General features: G+C 51.2%; 10 protein-coding genes and 2 pseudogenes. 7 read left to right on the top strand and 5 right to left on the bottom strand.

The genetic code is table 11. The annotated features are described in order from the left end of the window. The first annotated feature begins 4 nt into the window (after window positions 1–4). Both ACORLH_RS04310 and ACORLH_RS04305 read left to right on the top strand, forming a co-directional pair. Window positions 5–574: a hypothetical protein gene (locus ACORLH_RS04310; RefSeq protein WP_321831374.1), complete on the top strand. Its 570-nt coding sequence runs from the start codon at window positions 5–7 to the stop codon at window positions 572–574. 587 nt (window positions 575–1,161) lie between these two features. After that, entirely contained in the window at window positions 1,162–2,826 is a 1,665-nt protein-coding gene (locus tag ACORLH_RS04305) for a methyl-accepting chemotaxis protein (protein ID WP_321831373.1), read from the top strand. Window positions 2,827–2,891: 65 nt separating this feature from the next. On the opposite strand, the gene ACORLH_RS04300 is transcribed toward ACORLH_RS04305, so the two are convergent. Further along, complete coding sequence (locus tag ACORLH_RS04300; RefSeq protein WP_321831372.1) at window positions 2,892–3,338, bottom strand: hypothetical protein; 447 nt, start codon at window positions 3,336–3,338, stop codon at window positions 2,892–2,894. Window positions 3,339–3,688: 350 nt separating this feature from the next. On the opposite strand from ACORLH_RS04300, the gene ACORLH_RS04295 reads away from it, so the two are divergent. The 3 genes from ACORLH_RS04295 to ACORLH_RS04285 all read left to right on the top strand — a co-directional run bounded on the left by ACORLH_RS04295 (window position 3,689) and on the right by ACORLH_RS04285 (window position 7,415). Beyond that, window positions 3,689–5,836, top strand: a complete 2,148-nt coding sequence (locus tag ACORLH_RS04295) for a hybrid sensor histidine kinase/response regulator (RefSeq protein WP_321831371.1) — start codon at window positions 3,689–3,691, stop codon at window positions 5,834–5,836. A gap of 427 nt (window positions 5,837–6,263) precedes the next feature. Continuing rightward, window positions 6,264–6,710, top strand: coding sequence for a hypothetical protein (locus ACORLH_RS04290; RefSeq protein ID WP_321831370.1), 447 nt, complete (start codon window positions 6,264–6,266; stop codon window positions 6,708–6,710). A gap of 234 nt (window positions 6,711–6,944) precedes the next feature. After that, complete coding sequence (locus ACORLH_RS04285) at window positions 6,945–7,415, top strand: BLUF domain-containing protein (protein ID WP_321831369.1); 471 nt, start codon at window positions 6,945–6,947, stop codon at window positions 7,413–7,415. Between the two features lie 19 nt (window positions 7,416–7,434). On the opposite strand, the pseudogene ACORLH_RS04280 reads toward ACORLH_RS04285, so the two are convergent. After that, window positions 7,435–8,040: pseudogene (locus ACORLH_RS04280) on the bottom strand (transposase). A gap of 988 nt (window positions 8,041–9,028) precedes the next feature. Between ACORLH_RS04280 and ACORLH_RS04275 the strand changes: the two are divergent. Then, window positions 9,029–9,786 (top strand): IS5 family transposase gene (locus tag ACORLH_RS04275; RefSeq protein ID WP_321831368.1). Its coding sequence is split into 2 segments (ribosomal slippage): window positions 9,029–9,350 and window positions 9,350–9,786, totalling 759 coding nucleotides; the frame shifts between segments, so codons are not numbered across the junction. A 188-nt stretch (window positions 9,787–9,974) separates the two neighbouring features. Further along, window positions 9,975–10,205 (top strand): annotated as a pseudogene (locus ACORLH_RS04270) (transposase); the annotation flags it as partial. Window positions 10,206–11,320: 1,115 nt separating this feature from the next. Here ACORLH_RS04270 and ACORLH_RS04265 read toward each other — a convergent pair. Genes ACORLH_RS04265 through ACORLH_RS04255 form a run of 3 tightly spaced genes read right to left on the bottom strand, consistent with a single transcriptional unit; the run spans window position 11,321 to window position 13,559 of the window. Continuing rightward, window positions 11,321–12,964 carry a hypothetical protein gene (locus ACORLH_RS04265; protein ID WP_321831367.1) on the bottom strand — a complete coding sequence of 548 codons (1,644 nt, stop codon included), beginning with the start codon at window positions 12,962–12,964 and terminating at the stop codon, window positions 11,321–11,323. Then, window positions 12,961–13,347 carry an AlpA family phage regulatory protein gene (locus ACORLH_RS04260; RefSeq protein WP_321831366.1) on the bottom strand — a complete coding sequence of 129 codons (387 nt, stop codon included), beginning with the start codon at window positions 13,345–13,347 and terminating at the stop codon, window positions 12,961–12,963. The genes ACORLH_RS04265 and ACORLH_RS04260 overlap by 4 nt, the downstream gene beginning before the upstream one ends. A 5-nt stretch (window positions 13,348–13,352) precedes the next feature. After that, window positions 13,353–13,559, bottom strand: a complete 207-nt coding sequence (locus tag ACORLH_RS04255) for a helix-turn-helix domain-containing protein (RefSeq protein ID WP_321831365.1) — start codon at window positions 13,557–13,559, stop codon at window positions 13,353–13,355. Window positions 13,560–13,651 lie beyond the last annotated feature (92 nt).

Genomic DNA, 13,651 nt, shown 5'->3' with positions numbered 1-13,651 from the left:
ACAAATGCGGCTCAACAACTGTGTCTTGAACAGGCCCAAACGGATACAAACCGCCGGAAATCTTCGCAATAACGCCTGCAAGCACCGCGAAGCCGCCAAGCCAGCTGACGCGGCTTACGCCGAGCTTGAAAACAACGGCAAAATCCGTCAGCTTCACCCAAACACCAAAATAATTGGGAAATATCGGTTCAAAGTTGCCTCCAAGCCACTTGCTAAGCAGATTACGCCGCATGCAGCGAAGCACTGTATCAGTTGCCTAAGCGTGGACGTCTGCAAGGGGGTAGATGAACATAAAGTTTGGTCCATGAACATGGGTCATGGAGGTGAGGATGTAACCAATATTTATAAGAGAAACATCCGATCTTACAAAAATATGTCCGAAGAGCATGTGTTTGAGATCTTTGATCAACTTGATCGGGAGGGCGAAAATGTGGGCGATTTTGTCATCGAAGACAAAGACCTGATGCTGGGTTACCCGCTGCGAGACTTTGTTCCAGGGACCGACGAGTACGAGCGCGGTGAGGATCGCGTCGATGAACATCGCGAGCGAAAGAAGGCGAGGAGGCGAAAGTAATGGTGACTGCCCAACTGATAGCGGGAAACTTCCCAAGCTTGATAGCTCGGTTTGCTATCTGGCGAATGACCGGATCGTGCATAAGTGGCAAGCCTAAGGCAGTCGCTTCGAAACCATAACCGTCCGAGCGCACTTGCGCAGCATCCGTATGTTAGAGGCTCACCTTGATGGCAAAGCTTTCGACAAGGTTACGCTGACGGACGCGGCCGCCTTCCGCGACCACTTGGTTAAGCTAGGGCAAACCCCCAAAGAGGATGGTGGCTTGAGCAACCCCATCATCAGACATCACGCGTCTCAGTTCTTCGAATAGAGGCGCTAATGTCAAACAGGCAATGCCGGGCGTCGAGGGCGCGCGATTTTGTCCTATATTGCCGGCTTCTTGGCATGGTGGAGCACTTCATTTTTTGAAAGACAGATCATTGAAGACGATGAAAGAGCACTAGTCTACGATGTACATAAATCAAGATCTAAAACATGCGCTTTTGTAGTCCGCAGTACAATTTAAGCGTCTTAGGAGAGATTTTCTTTCCACCAAAGGGCGCGCTTGTACGACCCTGACCCCGACCCCCTTAGTGCGAGTATTCAGTATGACCCTATCTATCAAAGCCAAATTGGCTCTGTCTTTTACGGTATTAACAACCCTTATTGTCATTATCGGCGTCATCTCCCTGAAAGAGATGGCCATCCTGAAAGATCGAAACGACAAGATCGTGCACGAAGATTTCCAAGCGCTGCGCGACGTTGATGAACTGGCCATCATCCAAGAACGCATTCAGAACCTGATGCGGGACTATGTGATGATCGACAAAGGCCCGCTGCATGACCAGATCGAACATGAACTGGAAGAACTGGAACATGAAGAAGAAGAACTGATCAAAACCTCCTATGGCCATGCCTCGGCCAAAGAGGTGGCGGTGCTGGACAAATTCGTCGCGCTGCGCACCCAGCTGGAGGCCGTCAATGCCGAGGTGATCGCCCTGTTCAAAGAGGGCAAGCTGGAAGAGGCAGCGCTGAAACTGGTGATCGATGGTGGCAAGTTTGACAAGGCCATCCTGAAGATGATCCATGACTTCTCGGAAGAGGAAAGCATCATCCTTGAAGAAGAGGTGCAGCGTTCTGAACAGGAATATAACCTGGCCTGGTTTGAACTGGTTGGCATCATCATCGGTGCGCTGGTGTTCAGCCTTCTGGTGGGTTTCAGCATGGTGCGTTCCATCAGCCGCGGCCTGAATTCGGCCAAAACGCTCAGCAAACAGGTGGCGGACGGCAATCTGACTGCAACGGTTGAAAACAGCCGTAAAGACGAAATCGGTGAGCTGCTGACGGATCTGAACCGGATGGTCGTAGACCTGCGGCGCACCGTTGGTGATGTGACCAGTTCCGCCTCAAACGTAGCAGCCGGCGCGATCCAGATCTCCGCCACCTCCAACCAGCTGCAGGAGGTTTCGATCAACCAATCCTCCGCCACGGAAGAGGCCTCGGCCTCGGTTGAGGAAATCGCCGCCAGCATCTCCAGCACAGCGGACAATGCGCATCAGACCGAAGCGCTGGCCAATGAAGCGGCAGAAATGGCGCGCAACAGTGGCCAGGCGGTGAAAGAAGCGACCAAACACATGGACAGCATCGTCGAGAAGATCCAGGTGGTGCAGGAAATCGCCCGCCAGACCGACCTGCTGGCACTGAACGCCGCGGTGGAGGCCGCACGGGCAGGCGATCACGGGCGTGGCTTCTCGGTTGTGGCCTCAGAAGTGCGCAAGCTGGCCGAACGCAGTCAGGAAGCCGCGGCTGAGATCAATGCGCTGACCTCTGTGACGGTGGAATCCTCGCAGACAGCGCTGACCATGATGGATGATCTGGTGCCAAGCATCACCAATACCTCCAAACTGGTGTCCCACATCTCCACCTCGAACAGCGAGATCACCAAAGGCATCGAACAGATCGGCATTGTTGTGGGCCAGGTGGATTGTTCCACCCAGACCAACACCGCCGCCTCTGAGGAGCTTTCGGTGACCGCCGAGGAACTGGCGGGACAGGCCCGGATGCTGCGCGAAGCCATCAGCGTCTTTGATCTGGGTGAGGCTGGTCAGGTTGACAGCCCCGCGCCAAGTGCAAACGCACCTGCCGCCCCTGCCGTACCGGTGGCCCCTGCCGCCGCAGCTGCGACGCCACAGTCATCCACCGGGATTTCGCTGGATCTTGGAGATGACGCGGATGAAGTGGATTTCACCCCGGCCAGCAGTAAAGCGGCCTGAGCCCTGATCAGACACTCGCACGTGTCGCAGCGCCGCCCCGGACCCCCGGGGCGGCGTTATTATGTCTAATCCTGCAAGGCATTGCGGAACGCCGCAGCAAAGGGTTTTAGCAGGTATTCGGCCAAGGTTGTCTGGCGCACCTCAATGATCAGCTGCACCGGCATGTCCTCAGACAGGCGCAGCTGCGCCAGCGCCCTTTGCAACCGCTCCGCCGCCGCGGCCGACAGATCCGCCCGCCCCGCGTATCCCATGGGCTGGCCGCTGTCATCCAGCACCGCACGCGGCGAAATCGCTGCCACAGTGACATCAATCACCGGCATCGCCCGTTGCGGCAGGCTGGGCAAAACCAACCGCCCCGACATGCCGGGCTGCAGCTGGTCAATGTGTGACACCGGCACGGTAAAGGCCACATGCGGCCGGTCCAGCGGTTGCGCCAATGCAACCAGCATGGCGCCGCGATTGGCGTAGCTGTTGCCGGATTCCAGGCTCAACTCGGTCACCATGCCCGCCATCGGCGCCCGAACCTCGGCGCGCGCAAAGACAGCAGGGTTTTGCCAAATAAACTTAACAACGGATGAGCCAGAGCCTCCAAAACGAAACGCGATCAGATGTCCCAAATTTTCTGAAGACGGACAGGCGGCTCAGGGCACAATCAAAAAATGACCTTACGCAAGGTCGGCCTCAATCGAGCCGTGTGCAGTGCATATCGCCGTACAAACCAAAGAAGTCAAAATATTTTAAAAACAGAACGTTAACAAAATTTCCGACAAATCGCCACACTATGCTTTTGAGTAAGTTCTGCCCGTGAGTGTTTAACTGGTAGACCTTCATCGGTTAAACGTAAACATAAAGAGTGATTCCCATGGCCAACAATGCAGATGCAAGCCAAAAGAAGGATTTGGTGCGTTTCCAAAAAGGTGCTGAAGGCATCAACCGTGTTGCTCTTTTGAAATGCTCCATAGCAGTTGTGGTGTCTATGGCATTTCCATGGTCTCTTTGGCTCACATACTTGGGAGAACAGGTCGTTGCCACAATTGTTCTTAGCGCCGTACCATTAGCTATCACTTGCTTCTTTTTGGTCCACCTATCAAAGGTCGCGATCTCAAAATTTATTTGGGTTATGGGCACGACCGCTATCCTAGTAATATTGTCGTTACACTCCTCTACGCAAATTGGTCAAGAAGTTATGTATTTCGTTCTTTTTGGGTTTCCCTTTCTTTTTTACTCACCACGTAAAGAATCCCTAATATTCTGTATAATACTCGGGATAATCTCAATGGCGGCACTCTATGCCTACTTGGACATGTCCTTCGGTGTTAGCCACATATTCGGAATTCCACCGCGAGGAAACACGGTTCCTAGCGCCTATGTAAAAGTGGGCATTTACACTACGGTAACTGCAGCAATCGTGGCTCAACTTTGGTTCTTCAGTTCGAAGATCGAGAACGCTTCTACCAGGCTAATTGCCTCAATGAAGACAGCCCAGAAAAGCGAAGAGGCACGCGGCAAATTCATCGCAGACATGTCGCATGAGATCAGAACCCCAATGATAAGCATACTCGGCGCTTTGGAACTTATCGAGGATAGCCAAGTCGATAAAGAAGCGCTGGAGAAACTACGCACGATTGAGACTTCAGCAAAATGCCTCATGGAAGTGGTGGACGACATTCTCGATAGCAGCAAGATCGACGCAAACATGGTTTCTATTTCTCCACGAGTGACCAATCTGGGCGAAGTTTCTAGAGCAGCAGCTAAGACACTTTCTCCTCTCGCAGAGAAACTTGGAGTAACGCTGAAGCTATTCATGGACCCCAAGTTGCCTACCGAAGTGATGATTGATGCGCTCCGCACGAGGCAAATTCTGCTCAATCTGATCAGCAATTCGGTGAAATATTCTGATAAAAGCTTGACCAACAGATTGGGCGAGGTGAGCATTTATGTTCGCGCAGGAGCGCGCAATTCTGTTAAATTCGAAGTGAGAGACAACGGTGTTGGCATGTGTTCGCAACTGGTTGAGAGCTTTCTAAATCCTTATGTGCAGGCTCCAAAAGCTCAGGATGCTCAGATACGAGGAACTGGGCTTGGCATGTCCATAACCTCTCGTCTTATTCAACTCATGGAGGGGCAAATTTCAGTTGCCAGCGTTGAAGGGCAGGGAACCAATATCTGTGTAGAGCTTCCAATCGGGGCCCAGTCATGCGGTACGATGCAGACCACTCTACCGCGCAGTGTTTATGTCGGCACGCCATCTGAGGACATGCGGGAAGGTTTGAGCCTTATGTTCGGAGATCGAAAGTCGGAGATCGAAATCGTGGGTCATATCGATTTTGTAACTACCGAACTTTTGTTAAAGACGGACCCCGAATTCCTGATCATTTCTGCTGAGATTCTTGAGGCTGATGACCGTGTACTTGATATAGCCTTTGATCGTCACCCTGGGCTGTCAATACTTTGCCTGAGGTCTAGCCAAATTGCGGGGCGTATTGATCGAGCCTTTGCTGACAACGTAACATTCACAGATCAGATAGACTTTCAAAGTCATCTTGCGACAAATAGGAGTATCAAAAAAACTCAACATAGCCAATTGGTAAAGGAGGCTCCCTCACTGGATGAGATTAGTCTCATCAAAAAGTCTGAATCCACAGTTCTAATCGTCGATGACAATCAACTTAACTGCGAAGTACTTTCTACTCAACTAACTCGATTAGGTTACTCAGTAGTAAGTGCGCAAAGCGGCGAGCGCGCGCTCTCACTTTGGAAGGAGCAAGAGTTCGCAGCTGTAGTAACCGATCTTAATATGCCCATGATGTCGGGACTGGAACTCATACAAGAGATTAGGAGGTTTGAAGCTCGAAGTCTCGGCTGCAAAACCACAACAGTCATTTTATCGGCGGGGTTTTCGCAACAGGATACTATTGACTTTGAGCGACTTGGGGTGGACGAATGGATGATCAAGCCATGCAAGATAGCAACCCTTGAGAAGGTTCTGCAAAACCAAATGAGGCATTGACGCACATAAGCCATCAATCTGGAGTCCGAAAGGACGAAGAAGATGAGCCAGTGAAGTGATCAGCCCCACATAGGTGGTCCAGTTTGATTGTTGGTGAACTATTGGTTGAGCTGCTCCCCGAGTTCGTGGTATGCTCATCATGTGTCTGACGTCAGCACCTACGGGACAGATTTGAGGTTTTCGTAACGGAGGGTTTCTGGTTCATCGCAGCCATTATGGAGCGAAGATGAACAAGAAATCCGGAACATGGAAGGACGCGGCTGACAAGCTGGTCAAAGGCATCCGTCGCAAGACGCGCAAATAATATTCCGCCGAAGCTTCGACACGATCTCTTCGGGCTTCTCTCGTTTCGCAGCCATCACTGATCCTCCAATTTGCGGGATAATCTATCCCAGTTGGTGGACCACTTTCAGGGGGCTACCCATTATTGCTAAAGGTGGAAGGAAACAAAAAGGAAGCTGCGAAACTTTGCACTCGTATTAGAGCAGCTCCTTTCACTACTGAACCTGAGGGTGGTAGCAAAGCTGTCTGGGCATCACTGACAGGTTCGCAAACTGCAATTGGTTTGGTCAGTTTTGGTATCTACAGTGTCAATAGTGATGATGTAACAGCCGTATCCTTCAACACTGAGGAACCAACGATAGAAAATATTGCAGATGGCTCGTACCAGCTGTCTCGACCACTCTTCTTTTACCTTAGTGACAGCTCTAAAATTTCCAAACCATCGGTAAGCAAATATGTCAAAACAGTGCTTTCTGACGAACTATCAGGTGAGAATGGGTTTTTCACCCATTTTGGACTTATTCCGGATCCAAGCCTCGCACAAAACAGGAAAGATTTTGAGGATGGTGTTGGCCTAGGAGTGAACTTTTAGGAGCGAAACGAGTTTCTTGAATCTACAGATACCGGAATAATTATTCGGTCCTTTAGAATGTGTTTGTGCTGTCTGACGATCTCACTGGGATCGTCAGATATTCCGAAAGTTTCAAGTTGCGCACCAAAATGTAAACGACTTTAGGTCGGGTAAATAGATCTCAAAAATAGGGATAAACTTTTATGCCCGTGACAAATTTGAGAAATAAAAGCTATTACACAAAAGGTGAACCTAATGAAGATTGAAAACTATCGCTTAGTATATTGCAGTGTGGCGAAGCACTCGATTGGAGAAGCTGAAGACCAAGCCATTGTGTCAATATCTGAAAAAAACAATAAGAAATGTGGTGTCCGGGGCGTTTTACTTAGGTCTGAGATGGGCTACACTCAAATATTAGAGGGAAGCAGGCCCGCAGTACGCGCAACATTTTTAAGAATTTCGAGGGACCGTCGGCATCATTCCTTAAAAATATTTTCAGAATGTTGGTCAGAAGTTGTGCTTTTTAAAACATGGGGAATGAAATATATTAAAATTCCAGAAAGATACCTGAATAATCGGAGTGTGAGGGCAAAGAGCAACATCTCATCTGATCACCTGTCGATCGCAACGCATTGCGCGATACATGCCAACTTCGGAATCGCTGAGATTTCTTCACATTTTCAAAAGATGCGCAGGGAGCTCTCTTCCAGACAAGAACAGTCCTAGGCTCCAGCCTGATTGATTTTCACAGCCAGAATATGACGGTTGCGACGAGGGCCACGGCAGCGAGGAAGACCACCGGACATCTGTCGTCGCGTGTCGCGACCCGGCGCCAGTCCTTCAGCCTGCCGAACATGATTTCGATGCGGTTGCGGCTTTTGTAGCGGCGCTTGTCGTATTTGACAGGCTTTCCGCGCGACTTGCGGCCCGGGATGCATGGCCTGATCCCCTTGTCTTTCAGGGCGTCGCAGAACCAGTCCGCGTCATATCCGCGATCTACCAGAAGCCATTCGGCCCGATCGGCCGACAGCGCCCCCCCCTTCTTGCCGCGCATGCTTGATGCCGTGCGGTGGGCTTTGAGATAGGTCACGTCGATCACGATGGTCTTCTGATTTGCCGCCTCAGCGGCCAGTCCTTCGAAGATCCTGGCGAACACGCCCATCTCGCTCCAACGCTTCCAGCGATTGTAAAGCGTCTTCGGTAGGCCGTATTCCTTCGGCACATCTCACCATCGTAACCCATTTTGATTTATGAAGATTATCCCACTAAAAACGCGCCGGTCATCGACACGCGGCTTGCCACGGCTCCTCGGAAAGTAAGGTTGAAGCCGTGCCATCTGCTCGTCGCTCAGTCAGAAAAGATCGCTCATGATGCCCCCGTTTTTGGGGGCACGTGTGTCACGCAACCAAGTCAGCCTCAAGCTGATTAATGGGCCCTGATCCTAGACTCTAAGATTGGCGGCGCGTCGCTACATGCTATGACTTCTGTCCAAAGGTATTCGCTTCATCCATCGCTCACATCGCGGCTGCAGTCTACTGATTATGAGTCTTGACCCTTAAGGTTTGGCAATAGAAAAGAAACTATAAACCCATTGGTCGCCAAAAGTGACGCTAGCTGATCAATAGTGTTAGTCACCTCAGGACATTGATGGACAGATGGTATATTGGCTTCCTCTTGAAATATCAACGGATTTTTGGGATCCAGCAAAATTACTGCTTTTTCGGAAAATACAGGCCTAATTTCGGAGAAAGACTTAAGAAGAAAATTTGATGGACATTCACAACCTAGCTCAATCACAACCAAATCGCACTTAAGCTCCTTAAGAGAACCGTTAATACAATTTTTTCCTCCAACATCTTTGCAAATTGTAAAAATACCACCTCTCTTTATAGTATGCAAATTTCTCTTTGATGGAATTTTAGTGTAGTGTAGATATAGAAGACGTTCAATCTTTTTTGCGGGCCCTGAAATAGCTGAGGAAACGATATTTCGGAGTGCCACTATGTATCTTCTCTCAATCCGGCTATCCTGGTTTTGGCCACCTACTTATGCTGGATAGAATTTTCCGGGCAATATCAGAAGAATTGAGAGGCACCACTATACAGTGAGAAGCGATCCTCTTTGATGATCCTTCATTATGAAGCCCAAGCAGGTTGCATGAGTCTAGTTGTTTGGCAACATTTGGTTAATGACAACTTTCCAGCAATTTCAGCCATCAGGGGATGGAGGTGGCATTGTTGCATGGATCGATTGAGATATTTACCTCTTCAATCCAGGGTCAGGATGCATTGATTTCAGCGCTTGAAGGTGATTCACGGTTCCAAAAACGGAGCGGTGACATGAGCGATCTTTATTGGCTGAGCGATGCGCAGATGGCGAAGTTAGCGCCATTCTTCCCAAAGTCCCACGGCAAGCCGCGCGTCGACGACAAGCGCGTGCTGAGCGGGATTATCTTCATCAATCGCAATGGGTTGCGGTGGCGAGACGCGCCTGACGCCTATGGTCCGCACAAGACCCTCTACAGTCGGTGGAAGCGTTGGAGCGAGAAAGGCATCTTTGCTCGGATGCTGCTCGAACTGGCCGATCAGGGCGGGGAAACTGACACGGTAATGATCGACGCGACCCACCTCAAAACGCACCGCACGGCCTCCAGCCTGGGCCTCAAAAAGGGGGGCGTGGCCGTCTGATTGGGCGTACCAAGGGCGGGATGAACTCCAAGCTGCACGCCGTTACCGATGCCCTGGGCCGCCCCTTACGGATGTTCCTGACGGCCGGTCAGCGCAGCGACTACATCGGTGCGCGGGCGCTGATGGACGCTTTGCCACCGGCCAAACATATGCTGGCGGATCGTGGATATGATGCGGATTGGTACCGCGAAGCCCCTGAAGACAAGGGGATCACGCCTTGCATTCCATCCCGAAAGAACCGCAAGGTTCCGATCCCACACGACGAAACCCGGTACCGCAAACGCCACAAGATCGAGAACAGCTTCGCCCGCCTTAAGGACTGGAGGCGCGTCGCAACCCGCTACGACAGATGCCCTAAAGTATTCCTCTCTGCATGCGCCCTCGCCGCCGTCGTCATGTTCTGGTTATGAATCCTGACCCCAGTTAGTTATCAGCATTTCATGATCAGATGATCCCCCCATGAAGCGCAAGACCAGCTACCGGCTTTCGCACGACACAGCACTGAAACAGCGCGGCTGCCATCTAGGCTCAGGACCAATTAGTCAGCTTGCGGCTGACTTGGTTGCGTGATTCACGTGCCCCCAAAAATGGAGGCATCATGAGCAATCTTTTCTGGCTAAGCGAGGAGCAGATGGCGCGGCTTCGACCTTACTTTCCGAGGAGCCGTGGCAAGCCGCGTGTCGATGACCGGCGCGTTCTTAGCAGGATAGTCTTATTCAATCGCAATGGGTTATGATGGTGCGAATACGGCCCACCGAAGACGCTCTACAATCGCTGGAAGCGCTGGAGCGAGATGGACGTGTTCGCCAGAATCTTCGAAGGACTGGCACCGGGTCGCGACACGCGACGACAGATGTCCGGTGGTCTTCCTCTCGGCCGTCGCCCTCGCCGCAACCGTCACCTTCTGGCTGTGAAAATCAATGCGGTTGGAGCCTAGCGTTCAAACTGAACCAATTAGATGGGGCTGACTCGCTCAAAGTCTCAGAGAGCGCCGCCCCTGCATATCGTAGGGATTAGTTCTGTCATACGCACAATCCAGAGCTTTCTGCCGCCAATTCAAATTATCGCGCAACGACCTTGATATTCCTATTGATAATTGAGAAACTACTTCTGGAAATCGCACGATACTATCCCTATAGAATCTTGGATACCCCGAATAGTTTTCGTTTTTGGAGCAACTCAGCACCAAGGTTGGGAGACTTGGCTGCGTTAAGCGAAACAGCCTGATGAAACTTGATAGCGTTGATACTCCAATTTTAGTGTCTAAATGGATGCAAATAAGTGCAAAGTCTTCAGGGTTCTCTGATATATCACAAAAAGCTTCCTCCAAGCTATTTACGCTTTTCGTTGCAAAACCAAGCTGCTCAAACATAAACAATACTTCGAGTTTAGGACGATCATCGGAATTTACCACCAGTACGTTATCAACTCTAAATAGAAGACTATAAGCATAATCGAATTCCTCTGAATTAATGTCATCTTGATTTATGTACATCGTAGACTATTGCTCTTTCATCGTCTTCAATGATCTGTCTTTCAAAGAATGAAGTGCTCCACCATGCCAAGAAGCCGGCAATATAGGACAAAATCGCGCGCCCTCGACGCCCGGCATTTCCTGTTTGACATCAGCGCCTCTATTCGAAGAACTGAGACGCGTGATGTCGGATGATGGGGTTGCTCAAGCCACCATCCTCTTTGGGGGTTTGCCCTAGCTTAACCAAGTGGTCGCGGAAGGCGGCCGCGTCCGTCAGAGTAACCTTGTCGAAAGCTTTGCCATCAAGGTGAGCCTCTAACATACGGATGCTGCGCAAGTGCGCTCGGACGGTTATGGTTTCGAAGCGACTGCCTTAGGCTTGCCACTTATGCACGATCCGGTCATTCGCCAGATAGCAAACCGAGCTATCAAGCTTGGGAAGTTTCCCGCTATCAGTTGGGCAGTCACCATTACTTTCGCCTCCTCGCCTTCTTTCGCTCGCGATGTTCATCGACAAGATCCTCACCGCGCTCGTACTCGTCGGTCCCTGGAACAAAGTCTCGCAGCAGGTAACCCAGCATCAGGTCTTTGTCTTCGATGACAAAATCGCCCACATTTTCGCCCTCCCGATCAAGTTGATCAAAGATCTCAAACACATGCTCTTCGGACATATTTTTGTAAGATCGGATGTTTCTCTTATAAATATTGGTTACATCCTCACCTCCATGACCCATGTTCATGGACCAAGCTTTATGTTCATCTAACCCCTTGCAGACGTCCACGCTTAGGCAACCGATACAGTGCTTCGCTGCATGCGGCGTAATCTGCTTAGCAAGTGGCTTGGAGGCAACTTTGAATGCATGAGAGATTGCATGTGTTGTGGCCATGACCGGAACGTTCTCCCCCTTAGCCAAAGGTTTACGTTCCACAAGGTAGCGCTCACCAGGAAACATCGCGTCCTCTCCAGTGAACCCTATGCCAAGCAATTCCTTTTTCCAGTCGCATACGATCTTGGAAAATATCTTAGGCAACGGGAAAAATTTGATCCGCAGACTTTTTCCATTCTTCGTGCGGGAAGAGATTGCATCCTGCATTACGATCCGAACCGTTGGCTCAAGATGCTTGACGCGCAAAGAAGTGACGGTATCGGCCCGCAGGGCCGCCAGGAATGCAATCGCGACCATCGAGCGATCCCGACGCTCCTTTCGTGTCTGAAAAGGCATACTCTCAATCATCTGAACGGCCTCCTCCAATGACGGGACTTCTCGCACTTCTTCGCTCAAAACCGCTGCGTCGAACTTCTTTGGTAAGACAAGATAACCGGGCAATGACTTGTTGAGACCCTCGAACCCCTTTTGCTCGACCAGCCACTCCAGAAACGACATGAGGTGTGACGCCCGATGACGAACGGTAGATTTGCTAAAAGGCTTTTTTGCAGTCCCTTCCACACTCGCCTTGAGGCTGTCGCGAAAACCACTGACATCCTTCTGTGTGAGCTTTGAAAAGGCCTTTCCACCACAAAAATCCTCAAACAATCGGATCGTCGCCAGTTTGGCTGAGATGGTTTTCTGATCCCAGCAGCCCGCGAACCGCAACCAGTCATGTAGGATGCGATCATTCACTTTGTTCAAGACCTCACTGTCAGGAGATTGATCATTCCCAATACCCACTGGAGTTTGCTCAATTCCTTCGTCTAACGAGACCAAGCTCGTGTTGGTATCGACGCAATTCAAAATCTTGTTGCAAACCGTCTCAGTTACTCGCTTCGAGAGGGCCCCACCGCAGTCAGGACAACGCGCCCAGATGCTGACTTTGCCGCTATTCGCGACATCGCAACTAACAGTTTCGGGATCAGGAAACACACGGCCTTTGCAGGAGAAGCACTTGAACTGGCCCAGACGTAATTCGACGGTGCTCGACGCACGCCGTTCCTCGTGAAAGCGCTTCACTTCAGCCCCATTGAAGATCGACGGGACACCGCTATCAGATTTGCGCAAGCCATCCTTTACCCAGTTTGACACGGTATTGCGGGACACGTCGTAGAGCGTCATAAGCTCTTCCGTCCCATAGACGTGGTGCTTCTTGGGACGGATTTTCCGATAGGAGCGGCTCACTTGACCGCCCCTTTGCGCCGCTTGCCACCAGATGCGTCGGCGCGGCTATCGGCTTTGCTAGCGCTGCGCTCGAAAGCATGGCGCTCAAACGCGCGAAGCTGCTCTTCCGCCCAGCGGCTCGTTCCAGCGGATAGCTTGATCGGCTCGGGAAAGCTGGGATCGTTTTTTACCCAACGCCACACCGTTGCTTTGGAAACACTGTAGCGTTTCGCCACCTCGTCCACGGTCATGAAACTGACCAAGGAACCGGCTTTTGCAGAAGGCGGCTTGGCGGCAGGTTTGTGACCTTGGGCCTTCACGTCTTGCGGCTTCAAATTGGACGAATGCCCAGAGTCAAACATGTCACGGACAGCGCCGTGGGGATCAATTTTGGATCGGCCCATCGCCACTACCCCCGCCTCGCAGGTTCAACGCGATTGGCGGCCAACCAAGCATTCAAGTCGGAGCCGCGATAGACCACCTTGCGGCCGATCTTGTAATAGGCGGGGCCAACGCCCTTATGGCGCCATTGCGCCAGTTTATCGCGATCCCCCAAAATCTCGAGTTCAGTATCTCCCAAGACGTAGCAGCGATCGTCTTCAAATAGGTTCGGCACGGCTGGTTTTCCTTTCGCTGTGTTGAATGACAGCGAATGAATTGACGCCCAGCACCCAGCCCCGGCAGTCCCCGATTTACAAATCGGGGACC

The organism is Thalassovita sp. (assembly GCF_963691685.1).
GTDB lineage: Bacteria > Pseudomonadota > Alphaproteobacteria > Rhodobacterales > Rhodobacteraceae > Thalassobius.
The sequence above is the reverse complement of the archived record's forward strand: the minus strand, read 5'-3'. Positions and strand labels throughout refer to the sequence as shown.